Raw genomic sequence first — 23,125 nt, forward strand, 5'->3', positions numbered from 1 at the left:
GCCGGTTATATCGCTTAGTGTCAGCGATTATGCATATGCATAGGGCCCGCCCTTTTCGAGCGCGGTTTTCCAGGCGGGCCGAGAATGGATTTTTTCGACATAGGCGGTCAGCTTTGGCTTGTCTTCCGCCAAGGCCATTTTGACTGCTGCTTCGGCAGGAAAGCTGACCATGATATCGGCACCTGTCATGCTGTCACCAACCAGCCAACCAGACGGAAGCAAGCGGTCTTCGATATAGCGGAAGTGGCTTTCCAGTTGCTGGTCGATGCGCGGTCGCAGCGGCGCGGCTGCATCGCCCAGACGCGATGTATAGAGATTGAGGAGGATCGGTGTCATCGCCGACCCTTCAGCAAAGTGGATCCATTCAAGGTAGCGGATATGGTCGTCGGTACCGCGGGCAGGAACCAGATGCGCCCCGCCATGGCGTTCGCACAGATATTCAACGATCGCAGCGGATTCATAAACGATCTGTCCATTGTCATCGATCACCGGCGACTTGCCCAGCGGATGGACCTCGAGGAGTTCTGGCGGGGCGAGGTTCGTGACAGCATCACGCTGGTGATGGACGATTTCATAATCGGTCCCCAGCTCCTCCAACAGCCAAAGGATGCGCTGCGAGCGGCTGTTGTTCAGGTGATGGACCTTAAGGCTCATGTCTCTCTCCTCGATCGGTTATTTCTTTGCGGTAACAATCCAGGCAGCGGCCGAAAAACGTACCTTGTCTTGTTGCAGATGGCTTTCGGCGAGCATGCGCAGCCGGTCCAGAAACTGTTTTCGGGCATCGCCTTCGAGCATCCGGATCGCGCGGGCTGCAGGGCCAATATGCCCAAAAAAGTCGAGCGCGTCGGATATAGGATCCTCACCGCTTCCCGCGACATAATCAAAATCGACAGGTTCGAAAGCAATGTCGCCCCAGCCTGCCGCGGACAATATCCCTGCAACGTGCGCAGAATCGGCAAAGGCAAATGGCCCCGGCGCATGTGGATTGGCAGCGGGTGCCGACGGTACAAGCGCGCCAATCTTGCTTGCCCAGGCATTTTCACTCGGGCTCCTGAAGCAGGAAAAAACCAAACTCGCGCGCGGCGCCGCTGAACCGTGCAAATTGGAAAACGCGGCAACGGGATCGTCGAAAAACATCACGCCATGCCGGGAAACATAAAGGTCAGGCGCAGAGGAAAGATCGCTCCATGTGGACGCGTCGGCAACGGCGAAGCGCAGATTGGGGTGATGCGAACCGCGCGCGGATGCGGCCGAAATGAGATCGGGGGAGATATCCAGCCCAAGCACTTCTGTATCCGGGCGCGCAGCTGCAAGCTCGATTGAAAGCTCGCCAGCACCGCAACCTATGTCTGCAATGCGTCTTGTATCTGCGAAACTGGAAATTCGTTCCAGCAAGATTGCGGTCAAAGGTGCGAAGGAGCGATCGGTGCGTTGCCACTGCCGGGCCCAACTCGAACCAACCTGCCCCTGCCATTCGCTCTTGTCTGTCATGCCGTCGACCCTAGTCGAGGGAGCAGCGCGTGCAACCACTTTTGCACTTGCGACTCAGCCCGCTTAGGCGCAGCATCCATCTGGTCAGGGACTGGCAAATGCGCCACGGCCAAATCCCCCGTCCCGCCCTGACATATTTGCCAGCCCCTGATGTTTTTGTCGCGCGTTGGCGCACATCCTGAAGGCTGCGCCAGCACGCTCCACTTGGACAAGAGGAGACGAATGATGGCAAGCACCACCGAAGGCGCCAAAACGATCGGAGTAAGGGCGATCGCCCTTGTTGGCCCGGCAGGATCCGGGAAGACCAGCCTTTCGGAAACGATGTTGTACGCAGCGGGAGCAATCAACCGGCTGGGATCGGTCGAAGCCGGAACCACCATCGGCGATTCAAGCCCGGAAGCGCGCGCACGGCGCGGCTCGACCGAGATCAACCTCAGCCGCTTCGAATATCTGGGAGACAAGTTTGCGATTATAGATACCCCCGGTTCGGTGGGCTTTGCTGCGGACGGTTATGCCGCATTGGGAAGTGCTGACATGGCGATCGTTGTGGTCGACCCTGAACCTGAGCGGGCGGCGCTTGCAGAACCCATATTGCGCCGGTTGGAAACGCTCCAAATCCCGCATGCAGTCTTCGTGAACAAGATCGATGCCGCGCGCGGCCGAATTCGCGACTTGCTAGCCGCCATGCAGCCCATTAGCGGGCCGCCATTGGTAGCGCGGCAGATTCCGATACGTGAGTGTGAAAAGATAACCGGTTTCATCGATATCGCCTTGGAGCGGGCCCATCGCTATGTACCGGGGAAAGAGAGCGAGCGGATCGATATCCCAGCGGATCTGGCAGTACGTGAAGCAAATGAGCGTTTCCACATGCTCGAAACACTTGCCGACCATGACGATGCGTTGCTCGAAACACTGCTGATGGATGAGCAGCCCAACCTTGAGCGAGTCTTGCAGGATCTGACCGAGGAAGCGCGTGCAGGCTGGGTCGTACCGGTGATGTTTGGATCTGCGCTCAACGGCTTTGGTATCCATCGATTGCTGAAAATGCTCCGCCATGAAGCACCATCAGTCCAACAGGCTGCCGAAAGAATGGGAACCAAGGGCGACGGCGTGCATGTGTTCAAGGTAGCAAATGGCGGTGCAGTCGGGCGGTTGGCATTGGCTCGGGTGTTGGGGAGCGGTTTGAATGAAGGTGCCGAACTGTCGGCAGATATGCGCGCTGGCGCCTTGTTCGCCGTGCAAGGGGACAAAACGAACAAACTGCAGGCAGCCGACGCGGGAGACATTGTTGCAATCGCGAAAGCCGATGCCGCGCGCTGCGGAATGATTTTCAGTTCTACCTGCGATGCTGGGTCAGCAGAATTGATCGACATGCCTCCGCGCAATGCAACCGTCGCACTGCGCGCCAGAAATCGCCAAGATGATGTCAAACTCTCCACAGCGCTGCACAAGCTGGTTGAAGAGGACCCAGCGCTCGAATGGACTCAGGACAAGACGAGCCATGAAACGTTGCTGCGGGGCGTCAATGACGAGCATCTGAATGTGACATTACAGAGGTTGAAGCGCCGTTATGGCGTCGAAGTCGTGACCCACGCCCCCCGTGTCGCATATCGCGAGTCGATCCGGAAAGGTGTGACGCAACGGGGACGGCACAAAAAGCAATCCGGTGGGCACGGCCAATATGGCGATGTTGTGATCGAGGTTCGGCCGTTGCCACGCGGTTCGGGATTCGTCTTTGAAGAGAAAATTTCGGGCGGGGTTGTGCCAAAGCAGTGGATACCCGCTGTAGAAGCCGGGGTTCGCGATGCGATGGAGCGCGGGCCACTGGGTTTCCCGGTGGTCGATGTCGCCGTGACGCTGATCGACGGCAGCTATCACTCGGTAGACAGTTCGGAGCTGGCCTTCAGGCTGGCAGGCAAGCTTGCGATGAGCGAGGCATTGGCGCAATGCCAACCTTATTTGCTCGAACCTGTCGTCCATGTCGCAATTGCAGCCCCGCCGGGCACAGGTTCCAAAATGGGTTCCGTGGTTTCGTCCAGACGCGGCCAGATTCTGAACCTTGGAACACATCCCGATTGGCAACGCTGGGAGATGGTCGAAGCCCACCTTCCCGTTTCGAGCCTCAACGGCCTAGATGCCGAATTGAGGTCGTTGAGTCAGGGATTGGCAACCTTCACGTCAAAATTCGACCATCTCTCCGAACTTTCCGGAAAACTTGCGGACGAGGTCGTCAAGCAAGCAACGCTCGAACCCGCTTGATGGTCTAAACGCAATGGCCCGCCCCAGGGTGGTCCGGGGCGGGCCGAGCGCACCGATCAGGCGTGGTGCGCATTTCGGCTCCTTGGGAGAGAGCCTTGGGGGACGGTGGACGATTATTCGTCGATCAGTTCGGTTCCATCATCTTCAGGCGAGCCGACCATCATTTCCTCTGCCACCTGGTCGGTCTTGCCGCGAATGGCTGCTTCCAGCTTGGCTGCCATTTCAGGATTTTCGCGCAGCCAGATTTTCGCATTTTCACGACCCTGGCCGATACGGATTGAGTCATAGCTGAACCAGCTACCCGATTTCTCGACCAACCCGGCCTTGACGCCGATATCAAGCAGTTCGCCGGTCTTGGAGATGCCTTCGCCATACATGATGTCGAATTCCACCTGCTTGAACGGTGGCGCGACCTTGTTCTTGACAACCTTCACCCGGGTGGTGTTGCCAACGATATCCTCACGGTCCTTGATCTGGCCGGTGCGGCGAATATCGAGGCGAACCGAAGCGTAGAATTTCAGCGCATTACCACCAGTGGTGGTTTCCGGCGAACCATACATCACACCGATCTTCATACGGATCTGGTTGATGAAGATTACCATGCAGTTCGACCGGCTGATTGAACCCGTGATCTTGCGCAAGGCTTGGCTCATCAAGCGGGCCTGCAAGCCGACATGGCTGTCACCCATCTCGCCCTCTATTTCGGCGCGCGGCACAAGTGCGGCAACCGAGTCAATCACGAGAATGTCGACTGCGTTGGAACGCACCAGCGTATCCGCAATCTCCAGCGCCTGTTCGCCGGTATCGGGCTGCGAAACGATCAGGTTATCGATATCGACGCCCAGCTTTTTCGCGTAAACCGGATCGAGCGCATGCTCGGCATCGATAAACGCTGCCGTACCACCCGCCTTTTGCGCTTCGGCAATGGCGTGCAGTGTAAGCGTGGTCTTGCCCGAACTTTCCGGACCATAGATTTCGATGACGCGGCCCTTGGGAAGGCCACCAATTCCAAGGGCAATGTCGAGACCTAGCGAGCCAGTCGAAATTGCCTCAATCTGCATAGCCTCTCGGCTGCCCAATTTCATTGCAGATCCCTTGCCGAATGCACGGTCGATCTGGGCCAGCGCAGCTTCAAGCGCGCGTTCACGTTCTGCATTATTCATGGTCTTTGCCTGATCCCCTTCGATGACTTTAAGACTTGCTGCCATTGTTCCACTCCTTGGATAGCGTGCCCTGTTCCTGCCATTCCCACCACCGGAACATTACAGGAACTAAGCATTGTGTATCGCCTTTGTTCTCATAGAACAAGAGTGGAACAATAAATTATAATCCTTATATTACAGATACATCAATTTTTTAGCGCGTTTTTCACCGCTTCGGCAATCTGCTGGACCGAAAATGGCTTTGGCAGGAAATGGACATTATCGAGATTGATCGATTGCCGCAGTTGTTCCTCTGCATAGCCAGACATGAACAGGATGCGCACGTCGCCATAATCGGCTCGCAACTTCCGCGCCATTGACGGCCCATCCATATTGGGCATCACAACGTCGGAAATGATGAGGTCATACCGCTTGCCGTCGGCAAAATGCTGAAGCCCTTCCTCGCCGTCGCGCGCAGTCTCCACGGTATATCCCTGCCGTACCAGCGCACGTTCGGCGACGGCGCGCACCATATCCTCATCTTCGACCAAGAGGATATTGGCATTGCCCCACATTTCCTCTTCGGGCGTTTCCTTCACCGGTTCGGCTTTTGCTTCGCCTGCGCTCACATCGCCAACATGCGTGGGCAAATAGACATCGAAGCGGGTTCCCTTGCCAACCTCTGAATCGGCAAAGATGAACCCGCCCGATTGCTTGACGATACCGTATACGGTCGAAAGGCCCAGTCCAGTGCCCTTCCCCACTTCCTTGGTGGTGAAGAAGGGCTCAAAAATTTTTCCGATATGATCGCGCGGTATCCCGGTTCCGGTATCGGATACGGAGAGCAGAGCATATTCGCCTATAGGCAGGATCTCACTGCGCATTGCTCGCACGTCAGCAGGAGAAACCGGTTTCGTCTCTATCCGCAATGTCCCGCCATTGGGCATCGCATCGCGGGCATTTACCCCAAGGTTGATGATCACCTGTTCAAGCTGCCCCGGGTCGGCACGCACGGCGCCGATGCCGCGGCTATGATTGACCTCAAGCTGGACACCCTCGCCCAGCAATCGCTTCAACAGGTGCGAAACTTCGGCAACCACGTCAGGCAATTGCAATATCTGCGGTCGCAAAGTCTGTTGGCGCGAGAAAGCGAGCAACTGGCGCGTCAGGCTGGCAGCGCGGTTCGAGTTGTTCTTGATCTGTTGGATATCGTCATAATCGCTGTCACCCGGTGGGTGGCGCAACAGCATCAGATCGCAATAGCCAATGATGGCGGTCAGGATATTGTTGAAATCATGGGCAACGCCGCCAGCGAGTTGACCGACCGCCTGCATCTTGGTCGCCTGGGCAACCTGACGCTTCAGCTTCACCTCTTCGCTATTGTCCTTGAGCCCCAGCAATACAGCGGCATTACCCAAGCCGCGCAGACCTGCGATGGAAAGCGCAATTGCTTCATCGGGCTGATCGATGAGGCGAACCGCGATATCGCCCGACATCGATTGACCACCCGCATAGCGCCGGATCGTATCCGATACTGCGGCTTTATCTTCTGCGACCACTAGGTCACCCGGATAAGAGGGCAGCTTGCCATCATGCACGCCGGCAACACGCAAAAAGGCATCATTCGCGAAAAGGAAACGTCCGTCGCGGTCGACCAGTGCAAGTCCGAGTGGCAGGTTGGAGAGCAGTTGTTCGACATGCATATGGCCCGCGCCATCTTGTGCTGCGCGGCCATCGTCATCCAGTGCCAGCAAGATGGCGGCACCATCAGGTCCATCAGCAGACAACGGAACATGAAGCAGCCTTATGGGCGAAGCATGGCGACCTTCGCGGGCGAAATAGACCGTTCCTTTTTCGTCCATTCGCAACAGTGCGGCGCAGTCACGGTTGGCAATGTTCGCGGTTTCGCTGCCCGCTGCCCGCAAGGCGAATGCCGCATTTGACGAACGCACCCGCCCCTCCGGGCCAACGGTGACCGCCATGACTCCGGCCTGGGCCAAAGCTCGTCCCACCTTGCCCGCGACCAAGTCGATGGCGAGCGCTTCTGTGCTGATGCTTTCGACCTGTGCAAAGCGCCACAACAAATATTCGTCCGCCGCGCCAGTCCGCTTCACATCGACCCGATAGGTGATTGCGCGTTTGGAAATTGCATCTACGCTTGCCCGACCGTCCCGCCAGGCGGAGCGCCCTGCTTTCAGCAACAATTCGCGGTCAGATTCCGAAAGGCCAAGATCGGGCGGGGCCTGCAACCCTTCAAACCAAAGGTTGAAACGTCCGTTGGCGCAAAGCAATCGCCCTGCCCGGTCGCTGATAGCAACGGCAGCGCGATCGAGTTCAATTGCGGAATATGCGACCGACCAGTCTGGAGGGGAGGTATCGCCGCTCGCGTCGACCGGGCGCTGCAAACGCGCAGCGACAAAGAGGAAGCCGCCAAGACCTATCAAACCGGCCGCCGTGACGACCAGCAAAATTGCTTCGCCCGTCACTAGCCAGACGAGCAACAGTGACAGCGCGACCGCCGCCGCAATGATGATCGCATGGGACCGATAGGCATCAGCAGCCCCGCCACCTTCGCGCCCCGATTTTCCGATTTGCGAAGATGGAAGGCTGCCAGCCAATTTAGGGTTCCTTATTTACCAGATACGAACGCGTTCCCCCGGAGCGAGGTAAAGCTTCTGTCCTGCTTTCGGCTGGAACGCCTCATACCATTTGTCAAGGTTGCGCACCACCCAAACACGCTGTTCAGAAGGGCTGTGGGGGTCGGTTATCAACCGGTTTCTGAGGTTGGCCTCACGATAGTTGCGCCGCCACACCTGTGCCCAACCCAGGAAGAAGCGCTGGTCGCCGGTATAGCCATCGATTACCGGTGCTTCCTTGCCGCCAAGCGACGCCTTGTACGCTTCATATGCGACGGTAAGTCCTGCCAGATCGCCGATATTCTCGCCCAGGGTAAATTCGCCCTTCACATTGGCACCCGGAAAAATCTCATAAGCATCATATTGCTTGATCAGCGCTTCGCTCGCCTTTTTGAATGCTGCGACATCCGCCTCGGTCCACCAGTCGGAAAGCCGCCCATTCTGGTCGTATTTCGACCCTTGGTCATCGAAATGATGGCTGATTTCATGGCCGATTACTGCACCGATACCGCCATAGTTGATGGCTGCATCTGCCTTCGGATCAAAGAAGGGCGGCTGCAAAATTGCCGCAGGGAATACGATCTCGTTCATGCTGAAATTGGCATAGGCGTTGATCGTCTGTGGCAGCATGCCCCATTCCCAACGGCGGATCGGCTGGCCCAGCTTGCTGATATTGTCCGCAAAGCCAAATTCGTTGGCGCGCATGGCGTTTCCGAATGCATCACCTTTGACGATCTTCAGCTTTGCATAGTCGTGCCACTGATCGGGATAGCCAATCTTGGTCGTGAAATTGGCCAGCTTCTGCTTTGCCTTCGCCTTGGTTTCGGGCTGCATCCAGTCAAGGCCTTCAACCCGGCGGCCCATGGCAGCAACGACATTGCGAACCAGCTCATTGGCCGCTGCCTTGGTTTCAGGCGGGAAATATTTTGCAGCATATTGCTTGCCGATCTCATCCGCCAGCGCACCTTCGACAAATCCGATGCCACGCTTCCAACGAACCTGCTGCTGCGGCGTGCCGGCCAATGTCGTTCCATAGAATGCAAACACTGTCTTATCGACGGCTGCGGGTAAAACGCCGGCATAATTGGCAAGCGCGGCAACCATCATCTGGTCCTTGAACACACCGATGTCGGTTTCTCCGAAAATCTTCGCCGTTGCGGTGATCGCGCTCGGTTGGGCGACCAGAACATCGCCGACTTTAGGGCTGATCTTCTTCAGCATGGCGGACATTGAAAGTTGCGGCGCAAGCTGATCGAGCTCCGCCAAAGTCAGCTTGTTGTAGGTCTTGGTTGCATCCGAACTGTCTTCGCGGGTCCATTGCACCTGCGCTATTTTCTTCTCGGTTTCAAAAATCGCGTTCGCGCGTGCTTCGGCATTCTTTTCGCCAGCATGGGCCAGCATCGCCGCCAGATAGGTTTTGTAAGCCGTGCGGATTTCTTCAAATTTGGGGTTATCCACCAGATACATGTCACGATCCGGGAGGCCCGTACCACCCTGGAAGATCTGGAAGATGTAAGCCTCCGGATTCTTGTCATCCTGGCCAACATAGCCACCGAACAGGGCACCCACGCCCTTGGGAGCAAGCTTGGGCAATAGCGCTGCGAACTGTTTGTGGGTTTTGACTGCGCGCACCTGTTTCAAAATGGGCTGTATCGGTGCAAGGCCCTTCTTCTCGATCGCCGCTTCATCCAGATAGGTGGAATAGGCGATACCCATCTTGCTTTTGGGATCCTTCGCCGATTCATCGACAAGCCCCTTCACGCGCTCTTTCGACAAATCGTCGAGCTTGGTGAACATGCCATAGTTGGACTTGTCCGCTGGAATTTCGTTATTTTTCAGCCATTCGCCATTGGCAAAGAGATAGAAATTTTCGCCTGGTGCTGTGCTGCGATCCATGCCGCTTTCGTCAAAACCGAAAGTGCCAAGTTCAGGGCCATCCTTGGCCGCGGTTTCACCAGCGGTGTTTGCCAATGCCGGCGATGCGACAATAACGGCCGACAGCGATACGCCGGCTATGATCGCCAGCTTGCTCAACGAATTCATTTACAAACACTCCCCAGTTAAAGATCGAGTCCAAGCCGACTCGTACGGGGAAAAAATAGCTAAAAAAGGTGACAGCCCTAAATGGCCGTTCCACCAGCGGCATGAGCCTTCGACCGGCGACGCCATTTGCTACCAATCCGCCAGCGCCAGAACCATGCCGCGACCAAATAGCCGATTGCAGCGCTGATCACCGAAATCACGGCAAGGCCGACCACCATCGCGGGCGCGGCATCTGATAACAGCCAGGTCATCCATTCCGACAGCGGAGCACCTGCTTCGATCAGGCGCTGGAACTGGAAGATGTCAGCTTTCAGATGCAGCAGCCCGTTACCGACGTAGACCGAAGCCGCAAGGATCAGCGGCGTTGTCGCCGGCATGCTGAGGAATGTCATCGCAGCGCCGATGGGGATATTCGCACGGACTGGCAGAGCCAACAACGCAACCCCCGCTATCTGCACGCCTGGAATCAAAAGGAAAATGCCGACCAGCAAGCCAAGCGCGACTCCGCGCGGGACCGACCTGCGTGTGAAACGCCACAATGCCGGATGGAAAACGCGCTGCGCGAATGGACGCAGGAACCTGTTCCGCTCGAAACTTTCCCGAGACGGCGCCTGTTCATGAATCCATTTCGTCAAACCGTTCATCCGCGTTCCCGCATCAACCTTCCCTGTTCACGCTTCCAATCCCGTTCTTTTTCGGTTGCCCGTTTGTCCGGCGCCTTCTTGCCCTTGGCGAGCGCGAGTTCAACCTTAGCTCGGCCACGATTGTTAAAATATATGGACAGTGGAACCAATGTCATCCCCTGGCGCGCCACCGCTCCATGCAGTTTGCTTATCTCACGGACATTAAGGAGCAATTTACGAGGCCGCTTGGGCTCATGATTGTAACGATTGCCGTGGCTGAATTCGGGAATATTGGCGTTGACCAGCCAGACTTCGCCACCTTCTTTGACCTCGGCATAGCTTTCTGCGATCGATCCCTCGCCAAAACGAAGCGATTTCACTTCCGTCCCGGTCAGTGCGATCCCGGCCTCATATTTGTCCTCAATATGATAATCATATCGCGCCCGCCGGTTCTCGGCGACGACCTTTGCTTTCTGGAATGTTTCGGGCTTGGGGCGTGCCATCAGACCAGACCTGCTATCTCCAGAGCTTCGTCAACTGCCTTACGGCTGGCCGCTGATGCGGGAACGAGCGGCAAGCGCAACTCATCCGGGAAGCCTGCGATCACCCGCGCCATCGCATATTTCACCGGGCCCGGCGAAGCATCGGTAAACAATGCAGAATGAAGGGAATGCAGGCGATCGTTCAGTTCGCGTGCCAACTTGTAATCGCCATTTGCGCATGCTGCCTGGAATTCGGCGCACAGGCGCGGCGCAACATTGGCGGTCACGGAAATGCAGCCAACCCCGCCAGCGGCGTTAAATGCAAGCGCCATGTCGTCATTGCCCGAAAGCTGGCAGAAATCAGTGCCGCAACCGAGACGATGTTCACCGACCCGGGCAATTTGCCCGCTGGCATCCTTCACGCCGACAATGGTCGGAATCTCTGCAAGGCGCGCGAGGGTTGCCGGCTGAATATCGGTCACCGTGCGAGCAGGCACATTATAGACAATAATCGGCAAGTCGCTTTTTTCGGCGAGATGCGCATAATGGGCGTAGATGCCGTCCTGGTTCGGGCGGTTGTAGTAGGGTGCGACTACCAAAGCTGCGGCTGCACCTTCGGCCTTGGCAAATTGCATGTGGCGCACCGCGGTGGCGGTATCGTTCGATCCACATCCGGCAATCACAGGCACACGCCCCGCCGCGTGCTCGATGCAGATGGATATTACCCGGTAATGTTCATCATAGGAAAGCGTCGGCGCCTCCCCGGTTGTGCCGCACGGCACCAATGCACTCGAACCTTCGGCGATTTGCCAATCGACCAGCGCACGAAAATGCGACTCGGAAAACGTTCCGTCGCAAAAAGGAGTCACCAGAGCCGGAATTGAGCCGGAAAACATGGATTTTATCCCAGAAATTAGCCAAATGAAGCGTCCGATGAACTGCAGGGGTGCATGGTTCATCTTCCGACAAGGAGTGAGCCCATAATATGTCGCGCATGGTAAAGCACCTGATTTCCGCTTCGCTGCTGGCAATTCCAGCTTCTGCATTCGCCGCCAATACGCCGGAGAACCCCGAGATCGTCTGGCGCAGCGGGATTGGCGATCCTTCATCTGCCACCATGCCGGCGGCCGATCCAACCGGCGGCGCTGTTCCGGCGGCGCTGCAACGTTGGCGGATGTTGAGCCAGTCGGGACAATATAGCTTTTCCGAATATGCTTCGTTTCTGATGTCATACCCGGATTGGCCGAATACCGATGAAATGCGCAAAAATGCCGAGCAGGCGATCAATGTCCTCAGTTGGTCGCCCAACCAGGTAGTCGCCTATTTTGACAAGCTCGAGCCCGTCACCAACGGCGGCCGTGCGAAATTCGCGCTCGCGCTGGCAGCAACGGGCGACAAGGCGCGCGCCATACAATGGGGGCGCAGGGCGTGGCGTGAAGGCACGCTTTCTGACGATGACGAGAACCGCATCTTCCAGTTGATGTCGGGGAACCTGACGCCAGCAGATTACGATATCCGGATCAGTCGCCTGCTATGGTCGAACTCGACACGCGGGGCGCAACGCTGGCTGCCCTATGCATCTGAACAGCGCAAACCCGTGCTCGAAGCGCAATTGGCGCATGAACTGAAAGCTCCTGACGCAGCAGCCAAATTTGCTGCACTGGGCCAAACCGGTTCGAGCGATGCCGGATTGTTGATGGAGCGCGTTTCGGCATTGCGCGCATCCGGCAATAGCTGGGCCGCGCGCGAACTGCTCGCCAATCGCCCAACGCTCGTATCGCCGCCACATGTCGCGCGTGACTGGCTGAAAGTGTTGCTCACCAATGCAGAAGCAGCTGAAGCAGACGGCCAGTTTGACCTTGCGTATCGCATTGCATCAAAACTTTCCGATGCCTTCCCTACGGGCACTGACATTACAAAGCTCGACCTCGGCACCCGCGATACTTACACCAGCCTTGCATGGCTGGCGGGCGAAGCGGCTTATTACAAACTCAATCGTCCACGCGAAGCGATTGAGATGTTCAACTTCTACACCGCTGGTGCACGAACACCGCAAACCCGCGCCAAAGGCCTTTATTGGGCGGGTCGCGCGGCAAAGAAATCGGGCGATGCGCAAGCGGCGCAGCGCTATCTAACCGAAGCTGCGCGCTATTATGATTTCTTCCATGGCCAATTGGCATTGGAGTCATTGGGCCGCCCGCTGCCTGCTGTGCCAGCGGCACCGCAACTGCCGCAACTGGCCGCCAACATGGTTCCGGCATCCTATAATGCCGCAAGAATGTCCTCATCCTTCCCAGGTTGGCGCGATTCCAACAGCTTCATGCGCGCCCTCTCCAATTCGGCCAAAACCGAGAGCGATTTCAAAAATCTGTTCGCCTGGTCGAACCTCATTGGGCGCCCTGACCTTTCGGTGATTGCGGCGCGCAGCGCGCGGATCGAAGGCCATGATGCGCTGATCCGGCTCGGCTATCCGATCATTAGCGTTCCGCCGGAACATGCGGGCAACTGGACTTTCATCCACGCCATCGCCCGGCAGGAAAGCCAGTTTGATCGCAATGCAGTAAGCCACGCTGGCGCGCGCGGCCTGATGCAGCTGATGCCGGGCACTGCTCGGGAAACCTCGGGCAAAATCGCACTGGCCTATCGCCCCGAAGCCCTGAACAGCGACATCACCTATAATGTCCAACTGGGTTCGACCTATTTCCAGCGGATGTTGAACTACTATAATGGCAGCTATCCGTTGGCTGTGGCGGCATACAACGCCGGCCCGGGTAATGTGAATAAATGGCTCGCCCGCAATGGCGACCCACGCTCAGGCGGCATCGACATATTGGACTGGATCGAACAGATCCCCATTTTCGAAACGCGCAATTATGTGCAGCGCGTCCTCGAAAATGCCGTGATGTACGACCATCTTTATCCGGAAAAGGCACGCTATCGGACGAATACGCCGCTAAGCAACTATCTCGGTCGCAGGGTTGTCGGCTAAATTCCAAACATGAGCGAGCGCACAAATCCCATCACCCCGGCGGGGTTTGCGGCTTTACGCGCCGAATATGAGCAATTGTTTGCGGTCGAACGACCCAAAGTGGTCGAGATTGTCAGTTGGGCGGCGGGCAATGGCGACCGCAGCGAGAATGGCGATTATATCTATGGCCGCCAGAGGCTGCGCGAAATCGACCGCAAGCTGGGCAAACTCTCTCGCCAGATGAAATTGGCCAAGGTGCTCGATCCAGCCAAACAAGATGACCGCAGCCGCGTCTTCTTCGGTGCTACCGTGAAGATAGCCGACGAAAATGACAACGAGCGACGCGTCACGATTGTGGGTGATGACGAAGCTGACGCCAGTGCATCGCTGATTGGTTGGAATTCACCGCTTGCCCGAGCGTTGCGGGGTGCAGGGATCGGCGATTTGCGGACAGTCCAGTTACCCGCAGGTCCCAAGGAATGGGAAATCGTGGCGATCAGTTACCCGGATTGACTAAGGTCTGGATAAGGGCCGCCAAACGGTCAGGCTCCTCCATCGGAATGAAGTGAGAAACCTCGTTCCAATGTATATCAGTTGCACCGGCGATGTGCGTCGCGAGGTCTGGCGCAGTGGGGCTGATTGAGAAATCCATCGCCCCCTGCCGCTCTGCATTGCGCGCCCGCAGTACGGTCGTCGGGCAGGCGATATCGCCCAGCCATCCATAAGGATTGTTCCGCCAGGAACCCATATAGGCCGACGCCTCGAGCACCGGTGGGCAGCCAAGCTCCAAACCCTCGCCGCCTTGCGCTGGAACAAGCCCATATTGGCAATAATCGGCCAGAACGTCCGGGCGCCATTTTGAGTAAGGCTCCCGATTGGCGAAGTGCCCCGTCATCTGCTCCGCGCTCTCCCAGGCGTTGCGGCGCCGGGCGACAGGGTGGTCGCTAGGATTGCCGCCTAAGTTCCCGGGTTCGGCAGTATAGGTTTCCAGCGTCATCATCACCGGATCGACCAGCAGCATATCTGAAATCTTGTCTGGAGCCAGAACCGCGGTTCGTGCCGCAACATAGCCACCCATGCTGTGCCCGATTGCAAATACCGGTTTCGACAGTTCCGCTTGCGCAAATGCTGCGACATCGTCGGCTGTCGCGAGCCAATCGGACAATGAATCCGGACGATAGCTGCGGCCATGGCCGCGCAGGTCGAGCGCTATAAAATGCCAGTCCTGCGGCAGTGCCTTGATCGTCGCATCCCAGCAGCGCGCATGGAAACCCGTGGCGTGGAGCAGCAGCAATGTGGGGCGAGCCCCCGCCTTGCCCCATTCAAACCAGCACAGCTCTCCACCCGGAGCCGCGAAACGATGTTCGACTGGCTGCATCAACCCTTGGGTTGCTCCACCACGCGGATGTTGAGCTCGCGAAGCTGCTTCATTGTCGCAGGCGACGGTGCCCCCATCAGCAAGTCTTCCGCGCGCTGGTTCATCGGGAACAGCGTGATCTCACGCAGGTTCTGCACCCCGCACAGCAGCATCACCATGCGGTCGACACCAGCAGCCATCCCGCCATGCGGCGGCGCGCCATATTGGAAGGCACGGTACATGCCGCCAAAACGTTCCTCGACATCAGCCTGCGTCAGGCCAGTCAGTTCGAATGCCTTGACCATCAGGTCAGGATGCTGGTTGCGGATTGAACCCGAGGCAAGCTCATAGCCATTGCAGACCATATCATACTGATAGGCCTTGATGGTCAGCGGATCCTGCGTCTGCAGTGCTTCCAGCCCGCCTTGCGGCATCGAGAAGGGATTGTGGGCGAAATCGACCTTTTTCTCTTCTTCGTCCCATTCGTAGAAGGGGAAGTCGATGATCCAGCAGAAGCGGAAGGCATCCTTTTCGACGATATCCAGTTGCTCGCCGATGCGGGTGCGCGCGGCACCCGCCAGCTTGGCGGCCTGTTCTTCCTTGCCGGCGGCAAAGAATGCGCCGTCATTGGGCCCAAGACCCAGCGAATCCCAAAGCGCGGCCATTTTGTCTTCGCCATGGTTCTTGGCAATCGGGCCGCCGAAAACGCCGTCTTTACGGGTGGCATAGCCAAGACCCGCATGCCCTTCGCTGCGCGCCCATTCGTTCATGTCGTCGAAGAATTTGCGGCTGAAGCCTGCAGTATCTGGCGCAGGGATAAGGCGAACGACACCGCCAGTGCCGACAATCTTTTCAAACAGGCCAAAGCCTGACTGCTGGAATTCGCTGGTCACATCACGGATGATCAGCGGGTTGCGCAGGTCCGGCTTGTCGGTGCCGTAATCGAGCATCGCCTTGGCGTAAGGAATACGCGGGAATTCACCCGCCGGGGTAACCTTGCGGCCCTCGGCAAAGGTCTCGAAGATACCCGCCATGACGGGTTCCATCGTTTCCCAAACCTCTTCCTGCGTGACGAAGCTCATCTCAAGGTCGAGCTGATAGAATTCGCCCGGAAGGCGATCAGCGCGCGGGTCTTCATCACGGAAGCAGGGCGCGATCTGGAAATAGCGGTCGAAACCGGCGACCATCAGCAATTGCTTGTACTGTTGCGGCGCCTGCGGCAGCGCGAAGAACTTGCCGGCATGGATGCGGCTGGGAACCAGGAAGTCGCGCGCACCTTCGGGCGAAGAAGCGGTGAGGATCGGCGTCGAGTATTCGGTGAAGCCTATATCCTCCATCCGGCGGCGCGTTTCCTTGATGATCTGCGTGCGCTTGACGATGTTGGCGTGAAGCGTTTCACGGCGCAGGTCAAGGAAGCGGTATTTCAGGCGGATTTCCTCAGGATATTCCTGCTCGCCCGCAACCGGAAGCGGCAATTCGTCAGCACGGCTCAACACCGTCACATTGCGCGCGAAAACCTCGATTTCGCCTGTCGGTAGGTTGGCGTTGACGGTCGCCGCGCTGCGCGCCTTCACCTCGCCATCGATGGTTACAACGCTCTCAAGGCGCAGTCCTTCGAGTATCGGGAGCGCGGGGCTGTCGCTGTCCGCAACGATCTGCGTCATGCCGTAATGATCGCGCAGGTCGACGAACAATACGCCGCCATGGTCGCGCTTGCGGTGTACCCAGCCCGACAAGCGTACGGTTTCACCGACGTGAGAAGCGCGCAATTCCGCGCATTTATGTGAACGATAAGCGTGCATGATTGGTCTTTTATCTTTGTGTTTTCGACAAGAAAATATGAACGCGGCGCTAGACCCTTGCAACGCCCCTTTGTCAAGTTGCGATTGGCTGTTATGGGCCTTCGCCAATGCAGATTCATCCGCTCATCACCGATAGTAAACAGCTCGCCGATTTTTGCGCGCGCCTTTCGAAATCGCGCTTCGTTGCCGTCGACACCGAATTCATGCGCGAAAACACCTATTATCCTGAACTTTGCCTGGTGCAGTTGGCGGATGAAAATGAAGCCGCAGCTATCGATCCCAAAGCCGATGGCCTTGATTTAGCGCCGATGCTCGAACTCATCACCAATAATGAGGATGTGCTGAAAGTCTTTCACGCTGGCGGTCAGGATATCGAGATTTTCTTCAATTTGACCGGTCGCACGCCACACCCGCTATTCGACACGCAAATTGCGGCAATGGCGCTTGGGCAAGGCGAGCAGATCGGCTATTCGAACCTTGTTGACCTGTGGCTCGGCATTCACCTTGATAAGGGTGCGCGCTTTACAGATTGGTCGCGCCGTCCGCTCGATAAACGCCAGATTGATTACGCTATCGGCGATGTCACCCATTTGGCAGACATTTTCCCCAAGATGCTCGACAAACTGGTGCAGACCGGGCGCGGTGAATGGCTGAATGACGAGATGGAGCGGCTGGCCGACCCCGACAATTACCGCAACGATCCGGAAACGATCTGGCGGCGCATCAAGATGCAGTCACGCAAAGCCGATGTTCTGGGCAGGCTCAAGGCACTCGGTGCATGGCGCGAGCGCGAGGCGCAGCGTAAAAACATCCCGCGTGGTCGCATCATGAAAGATGAGACCATTGCCGACATCGCGTCCCACCCCCCCAAGGCGCAGTCTGACCTGCCAAAGGTGCGCGGTCTTTCCCCGGCGTGGAAGGAAAACGAAATCGGCGCGCGCCTGATGGCGATCCTTGCCGATGCGCAACCGCTATCAAAGGATGAAATGCCCGATCGTAACCACAACGGCCCCGGCCCGGGCAAGGATGGTGCGCTGGTAGCCGATTTGCTCAAACTCCTCCTCAAAATCCGTTCACGCGAGATCAATGTCGCATCGCGTCTAATTACCCGCAGCGAAGAGTTGGAAAGGCTGGCGGCGGGCGACCGCGAAGGCCTCGAACTGCTCAAGGGCTGGCGGTACGAACAGTTCGGGCATGACGCGCTCGATCTTGTCGAAGGTCGGCTCGCTTTCGCTGTCGTAAATGGCAAGCTGAAGATGACGCGGACGGAGGATGTTGACGGATGAAAAAGGCTCTTGCTGGTTCGCTTCTTACGCTCGCGCTGACGGGATGCATCCCTTCGGCTGAAAATGCAGACGCAAGCCAGACCTCGCCAGAGCCAACGGGATCATGCGATGCCAGCAAGCTTGATTATGCCGTCGGCAAAACCCTGACCGCGGAATTCGAAGCGAAACTGAAAAGTGAAGCCAAGGCTTCCGTGGTGCGCGTCGCGCCGCACGATGGCGTGATCACGATGGATTACAGCCCAGCTCGGCTCAACATCTTCATCGACGAAGCCAAGAAAATCATCCGCATCAACTGCGGTTAAGCAGCGATCAATCGCCTGACCAGCGGCAGGGTGATTGCAGACCCTTCAGCAAGAGCCAATGCATTTGCCTGTTTGGCAAGTTCTTCAACCGCCTGATAGCTGCGCTCTATTCGGCGGACGACAAAGGCCAATGCTTCAGGCCCAATCGAGGTTCCTCGATCTCGCAGGAATTTAAGCAGCAATTGTTCGACCAGTTCATCATCAGGTTCGCCGATTTCAAGCAATTGCGCCGCACCGATGCGCGAGCGAAGATCGGGAAGCTCGATGTTCCATTCGCCGGGCGCATGCCCTGACACCAGCAATAGCACTTCACCGGCATTTTTTGCGGCATTCCATTGGTGGAACAGTTCCTCCGCCGAAATCTGGTCGGCATCGTCGAGCACCTTGCCACCCTGTGCCGCGAAATAGCGCGCCATTAGCGTCTTGCCCGAACGCGCGGGGCCCACAAGCAAGGCGCAGTGGCCCGGCCACTGGCTGCTGTTGCCAAGCGCCGCGAAGGCAATTGCGTTAGCCGGAGTGACGATCAGGCAATCGTCCATCCGTCCGGGATTGAGTTCGTCAAAAGGTAACGCAATCTGTTTCATCTGGCCGCGGACGCGTCGACTGCGCCCTGCTCCCTTACCTGAAACCGCGAGACTGCAACGCGGCGTTCAACGCCGCCGGATCGCCCTGGAACGTCACACGCATGACCGAGGTTCCGCCAAGCGCAAGGCTCGTCGTCGAAACCGAACGCACACCGGGGATTGAGCGAAGCGATGCCTCTGCCCGGTCCACGGCTTCGGGTGTCGGTGTGCTGACCTGCACGGTAACGATGACTTGCTGCGCCGCTACCGGCGACTGCCCACCCTGTTCGTTCGCTGCGCGACCAGAAAGCGCATCGACCGCATCCGCGAGCGGATCTTCGGTTTCAGTCGCTGCCTCTTCTTCGAGCTCTTCCAGATCTTCCTCGTCAATCTCTTCGAGGAGGAGCGAAGCCTCCGCTCGCAAGCGACCGCTGATAAACGCTTGTTGCAGCAACTCGTCCATCTTGCGTACGCCTTCAGCCATCATCACCGGAATGCCTTCCGGATTTTGCGCACGAAGGGTGAAACTGCCGAGGAAACGGTTTTCGGGGCCATAACGCGCCGCGAATTTCCCAATTACTGGTCCACCCGGATACTGCCGTTCAAGCCTGACAATCGGATAGATAACATCCGCGGCACCGAACTGGTCGAGAATGACGCGCCACCAACTGCGGCTGCGCCTTTCCATCTGGCCGGCATTGATGAGCAGCGACTCCCCACCCCCGCCATAAGGGCGCACATAATCGATCGTACTATCCGCGGTGCGGAACTTGGCCCATGCCGCCTGCCATGGCGTTTGCTGTTCAAACACATAAGGCGCGCCATTGCTGTACATAACCGGAATGACGAGCAAAGGCGCCGATTTGCGGCTGACGCCCTTGACACCCAATAACTGCCCTGCCCGCGCACGATCGAACGAAACGCCCAGCTTGGCAATGTAGCGGCGCGGCCCGATTTGCTCTTCTTCGACGATGATCGCAGATACGATGCCATCGAGCGTCGAATCCGACAGCGATGCACCTGCACCGCCATGGGTTTTGGCCCATAGCATGCTCCACGCCTTGCGCTGCGCCTCTTGCCAACCGGCACGGCGGGCATCATCGGCATTTTTGCCCGTCACATTCACAATAACGCCAGTGACTTCAAAGTCGCCACTGCTGGCGATTGGCGGAATCCCGCGCTTTGGTCCTTCGATCTGGGCGTGCACCAGCACCGCACTGCCTGCCAGAAGTGGCAAGGCCAACGCATATTTCCACAGAGACTTTGGCACCCGGACCCTCATTGGGGGCCCTTTTGGCGACTTATGATTGGAAATCCAAGGGGGAAGTCGCTAGCGGCGATAAAATGAGCGACAATGAGTCTTACACTTACGCCAAGGCGGGCGTCTCGATCGAAACCGGCAACGCTTTGGTGCGCGCTATCGCACCTCTGGCAAAGGCGACACGGCGCCCGGGTGCCGATGCCGATTTGGGTGGCTTTGGCGGTTTCTTCGACCTGAAGGCTGCAGGTTTCAACGATCCGCTTCTTGTTGCCGCAAACGACGGCGTCGGAACCAAGCTCAAACTCGCAATCGAGAGCGGCCGCCACGAAGGCGTAGGCATCGATCTTGTCGCGATGTGCGCCAATGATCTTATCGTGCAGGGTGCTGAGCCGCTTTTCTTCCTGGATTATTACGCGACGGGAAAACTCGAAAATGATGTCGCCACTGCCGTGGTGGCGAGCATCGCCGAAGGTTGCAAGCAGGCCGGCTGTGCGTTGATCGGTGGGGAAACCGCCGAGATGCCGGGTATGTACAGCGACGGTGACTATGACCTTGCCGGTTTCTGCGTTGGCGCGGTTGAACGCGACCAGGTGTTGACCGCCGATAAGGTTGCCGAAGGTGACGTCATTCTTGGGCTCGCTTCTTCGGGCGTCCATTCGAACGGCTTTTCGCTGGTGCGTCGCCTCGCGGCAGACAAGGGCTGGAAGCTAGATCGCCCTGCCCTGTTCGACATCGACACGCTGCTGATCGACGCACTGATGGCGCCAACACGCATATATGTGAAAAGCCTCCTGCCCCTCGTTCGTTCGGGCAAGGTGCATGCGATGGCCCATATTACCGGGGGTGGCCTTCTGGAAAATATTCCGCGTGTGTTGCCCGCCGGCCTGCACGCGCATGTCGATGCCGATGCATGGGCGCAGCCGCGCCTGATGGCGTTCCTGCAAGCCCAAGGCAATATTGAGCCCGAGGAAATGGCGCGCACCTTCAACTGCGGCATCGGAATGGCTGTCGTGGTTGCCGAAGGCGATGTGGAGGCAGCCAGCGCTGCACTCGAAGCCGCTGGCGAAACCATTTACCGCATCGGCCATATCGCGAAGGGCGAAAAGGGCTGCACGGTTTCAGGTTCGATCGAAACATGGAGCGCAAAGGCCGATTGGAGCGCGACGCATCATGGCTAAGGCCCGCGTCGCCGTGCTGATTTCGGGGACCGGAACCAACATGGCGGCCTTGCTCTATGCGGCCAAGGCAACCGATTGCCCTTATGAGATCGTACTCGTCGCCAGCAACAACCCCGATGCTGGAGGACTGAAGCTGGCTGAAGCTGAAGGCATCGCAACCTTTGCACACCCCCACAAAGGCCTGAGCCGCGAGGAGCATGACGGGATCATGCATGAAGCGTTGATTGCAGCTAAAACCGAATTTGTGGCGCTGGCCGGCTATATGCGCATCCTCAGCAGTGGATTTGTGGAAAAATGGGAAGGCCGGATGCTCAACATCCATCCCAGCCTGCTTCCCAAATATAAGGGCCTCCACACGCATGAGCGCGCAATTGAAGCGGGGGACAGCCATGGCGGATGCAGCGTGCACCTCGTCACAGCCGAACTCGATGACGGCCCTATCCTTGGGCAAACGCCGGTTGCAATCCTGCCGGGCGATACGGCCGACAGCCTTGCCGCTCGGGTACTGATTGCAGAGCACCAGCTCTATTCGCGCTGCCTCGCCGTCTTTGTCGGACGCGAGACCTCGCCCGATCATTTGGTAGCGCAAGTCCGCGAACGCGCGCTCTCCCTACCCGAGGCAGACGAAGTGGTGAGCCACGGTATGCCCTGCTTCGGCATCGTGAAGGGCAAAAAATTTGCCTATGTCAGTCTTGATCACCACGGCGATGGCAAAATTGCTCTGCTGGTGAAGATCAGCGGCGCTGACGAGCAGGCCCAGTTGATCGAGAACGATCCCGATCGATATTACCGTCCGGCCTATTTCGGAGATGGCTGGGTTGCCATGCGCCTCGATCTTGGCCGCAATGACTGGGACGAGATTGGCGAGTGGCTGGCACGCAGCTGGCGCAGCGTGGCACCCAAAAAATTGACCGCGCTCATCGACGCAGCTGAGGCCTTTTAGGCTCTTCCTAAGCCCGGGATCACCTTACCCACCGTTTTACGATAGGCTTCGTAATCCTTGCCGAACAGGCCGACCAAATCGCGCTCTTCATAATGGATGCCAATGAAGATGTAGACTGTCATCCCCACGGCAAAAAGCAGATGCCCAACGGTCATGGTTGGTGCAGACCAGAAGGCGATCAGGAATCCCGTGTAAATGGGATGGCGTACCAGCTTGTAGAAGAACGGCATCCGCATCACTGGTGTATGGGCTGGCGTACCGCGCCAATTGCGCCAGACCTGCGCCAATCCGAACAATTCGAAGTGGTTGATCAGCCAGGTGCTGATAAACACAATACCAAAGCCTGCCAGGAAAAACGCCCAGACCAGGTTCCGGCCGAGGGGGTTGGTGATATCCCAGACCACAGTCGGGATCGGATGCCAGACCAGGTAAAGCAGAGCGAGCATGATCGCCGAAGCGAGGCAATAGATGCTCCGCTCAAGCGGTTGGGGCACTATCCGGGTTAGTGCGGTTTTGAAGCCTTTGCGGGCCATCACACTGTGTTGAATTCCGAATAGCGTGATCAAGCCGATATTCCAGATTGCTGCTATAGTCGGATCGGCAACCATGCCCTTGTCGATATGTGTTGGCAGATCTGGAATCCCCGCCAGAAACCCGACCAGATAGACGAAAGCCACGAAAAAGGCTGCATAACAGCCCAATGCCACCAATATATAGAATGACCGCATAGTCGTTCCTCCTGTCGAAGAGACGTGGAGGGGCAAGAGTCGTCAGGTCTTTGGCTGCCCC

Annotated in this window: 20 protein-coding genes; 7 read left to right on the forward strand and 13 right to left on the reverse strand. The window is 57.6% G+C overall.

Annotated features, from left to right (window positions below; all coding sequences use genetic code 11):
- Positions 1–27: 27 nt before the first annotated feature.
- Both ACFSAG_RS06185 and ACFSAG_RS06190 read right to left on the reverse strand, forming a co-directional pair.
- Positions 28–654 carry a glutathione S-transferase family protein gene (locus tag ACFSAG_RS06185; RefSeq protein WP_381512513.1) on the reverse strand — a complete coding sequence of 209 codons (627 nt, stop codon included), beginning with the start codon at positions 652–654 and terminating at the stop codon, positions 28–30.
- An 18-nt stretch (positions 655–672) separates the two neighbouring features.
- Entirely contained in the window at positions 673–1,491 is an 819-nt protein-coding gene (locus tag ACFSAG_RS06190; protein ID WP_381512515.1) for a class I SAM-dependent methyltransferase, read from the reverse strand.
- A 225-nt stretch (positions 1,492–1,716) separates the two neighbouring features.
- On the opposite strand from ACFSAG_RS06190, the gene ACFSAG_RS06195 reads away from it, so the two are divergent.
- A complete protein-coding gene (locus ACFSAG_RS06195) occupies positions 1,717–3,750 on the forward strand; it encodes an elongation factor G (RefSeq protein ID WP_381512517.1) in 2,034 nt (677 codons plus the stop codon).
- Positions 3,751–3,863: 113 nt separating this feature from the next.
- Here the strand turns inward: ACFSAG_RS06195 and recA are convergent, their stop codons facing one another.
- The 6 genes from recA to dapA form a co-directional block, all read right to left on the reverse strand.
- On the reverse strand, positions 3,864–4,958 hold the full coding sequence (gene recA, locus ACFSAG_RS06200) for a recombinase RecA (RefSeq protein WP_374611454.1): 1,095 nt from the start codon (positions 4,956–4,958) through the stop codon (positions 3,864–3,866).
- A gap of 140 nt (positions 4,959–5,098) precedes the next feature.
- On the reverse strand, positions 5,099–7,426 hold the full coding sequence (locus ACFSAG_RS06205; RefSeq protein WP_381512831.1) for a hybrid sensor histidine kinase/response regulator: 2,328 nt from the start codon (positions 7,424–7,426) through the stop codon (positions 5,099–5,101).
- 99 nt (positions 7,427–7,525) lie between these two features.
- Positions 7,526–9,571, reverse strand: a complete 2,046-nt coding sequence (locus tag ACFSAG_RS06210) for a M13 family metallopeptidase (RefSeq protein WP_381512521.1) — start codon at positions 9,569–9,571, stop codon at positions 7,526–7,528.
- Positions 9,572–9,648: 77 nt separating this feature from the next.
- A complete protein-coding gene (locus ACFSAG_RS06215; RefSeq protein ID WP_381512524.1) occupies positions 9,649–10,215 on the reverse strand; it encodes a DUF2062 domain-containing protein in 567 nt (188 codons plus the stop codon).
- Positions 10,212–10,697, reverse strand: a complete 486-nt coding sequence (gene smpB, locus ACFSAG_RS06220) for an SsrA-binding protein SmpB (protein WP_374611459.1) — start codon at positions 10,695–10,697, stop codon at positions 10,212–10,214. The genes ACFSAG_RS06215 and smpB overlap by 4 nt, the downstream gene beginning before the upstream one ends.
- A complete protein-coding gene (gene dapA, locus ACFSAG_RS06225; protein WP_381512528.1) occupies positions 10,697–11,572 on the reverse strand; it encodes a 4-hydroxy-tetrahydrodipicolinate synthase in 876 nt (291 codons plus the stop codon). Before dapA ends, smpB begins: the two co-directional genes overlap by 1 nt.
- An 89-nt stretch (positions 11,573–11,661) precedes the next feature.
- On the opposite strand from dapA, the gene ACFSAG_RS06230 reads away from it, so the two are divergent.
- Positions 11,662–13,665, forward strand: a complete 2,004-nt coding sequence (locus ACFSAG_RS06230) for a lytic transglycosylase domain-containing protein (protein WP_381512531.1) — start codon at positions 11,662–11,664, stop codon at positions 13,663–13,665.
- A 9-nt stretch (positions 13,666–13,674) separates the two neighbouring features.
- A complete protein-coding gene (gene greB / locus ACFSAG_RS06235; protein ID WP_381512533.1) occupies positions 13,675–14,157 on the forward strand; it encodes a transcription elongation factor GreB in 483 nt (160 codons plus the stop codon).
- Here greB and ACFSAG_RS06240 read toward each other — a convergent pair.
- On the reverse strand, positions 14,141–15,022 hold the full coding sequence (locus ACFSAG_RS06240; protein WP_381512536.1) for an alpha/beta fold hydrolase: 882 nt from the start codon (positions 15,020–15,022) through the stop codon (positions 14,141–14,143). The genes greB and ACFSAG_RS06240 overlap by 17 nt on opposite strands.
- On the reverse strand, positions 15,022–16,803 hold the full coding sequence (gene aspS / locus ACFSAG_RS06245) for an aspartate--tRNA ligase (protein WP_374611470.1): 1,782 nt from the start codon (positions 16,801–16,803) through the stop codon (positions 15,022–15,024). The genes ACFSAG_RS06240 and aspS overlap by 1 nt, the downstream gene beginning before the upstream one ends.
- Before the next feature lie 107 nt (positions 16,804–16,910).
- On the opposite strand from aspS, the gene rnd reads away from it, so the two are divergent.
- Together rnd and ACFSAG_RS06255 are read left to right on the forward strand one after the other, a co-directional pair.
- Positions 16,911–18,089, forward strand: a complete 1,179-nt coding sequence (rnd, locus tag ACFSAG_RS06250) for a ribonuclease D (protein ID WP_381512540.1) — start codon at positions 16,911–16,913, stop codon at positions 18,087–18,089.
- Entirely contained in the window at positions 18,086–18,391 is a 306-nt protein-coding gene (locus ACFSAG_RS06255) for an I78 family peptidase inhibitor (protein ID WP_381512544.1), read from the forward strand. The genes rnd and ACFSAG_RS06255 overlap by 4 nt, the downstream gene beginning before the upstream one ends.
- Here ACFSAG_RS06255 and ACFSAG_RS06260 read toward each other — a convergent pair.
- Positions 18,388–18,975, reverse strand: a complete 588-nt coding sequence (locus tag ACFSAG_RS06260) for a P-loop NTPase family protein (protein ID WP_381512545.1) — start codon at positions 18,973–18,975, stop codon at positions 18,388–18,390. The two genes, ACFSAG_RS06255 and ACFSAG_RS06260, sit on opposite strands and share 4 nt — an antisense overlap.
- A 34-nt stretch (positions 18,976–19,009) precedes the next feature.
- Positions 19,010–20,224, reverse strand: coding sequence for a heavy-metal-associated domain-containing protein (locus ACFSAG_RS06265; protein WP_381512547.1), 1,215 nt, complete (start codon positions 20,222–20,224; stop codon positions 19,010–19,012).
- A 74-nt stretch (positions 20,225–20,298) separates the two neighbouring features.
- On the opposite strand from ACFSAG_RS06265, the gene purM reads away from it, so the two are divergent.
- The gene (purM, locus tag ACFSAG_RS06270; protein ID WP_381512549.1) at positions 20,299–21,393 is read left to right on the forward strand and encodes a phosphoribosylformylglycinamidine cyclo-ligase; all 1,095 of its coding nucleotides are present in this window, start codon (positions 20,299–20,301) and stop codon (positions 21,391–21,393) included.
- Positions 21,386–22,336 carry a phosphoribosylglycinamide formyltransferase gene (purN, locus tag ACFSAG_RS06275; protein ID WP_381512553.1) on the forward strand — a complete coding sequence of 317 codons (951 nt, stop codon included), beginning with the start codon at positions 21,386–21,388 and terminating at the stop codon, positions 22,334–22,336. The genes purM and purN overlap by 8 nt, the downstream gene beginning before the upstream one ends.
- On the opposite strand, the gene mddA is transcribed toward purN, so the two are convergent.
- The gene (gene mddA / locus ACFSAG_RS06280) at positions 22,333–23,064 is read right to left on the reverse strand and encodes a methanethiol S-methyltransferase (RefSeq protein ID WP_381512555.1); all 732 of its coding nucleotides are present in this window, start codon (positions 23,062–23,064) and stop codon (positions 22,333–22,335) included. The two genes, purN and mddA, sit on opposite strands and share 4 nt — an antisense overlap.
- Positions 23,065–23,125 lie beyond the last annotated feature (61 nt).

This window comes from Sphingorhabdus buctiana, from assembly GCF_042680825.1.
Lineage (GTDB): Bacteria > Pseudomonadota > Alphaproteobacteria > Sphingomonadales > Sphingomonadaceae > Sphingorhabdus_B > Sphingorhabdus_B buctiana.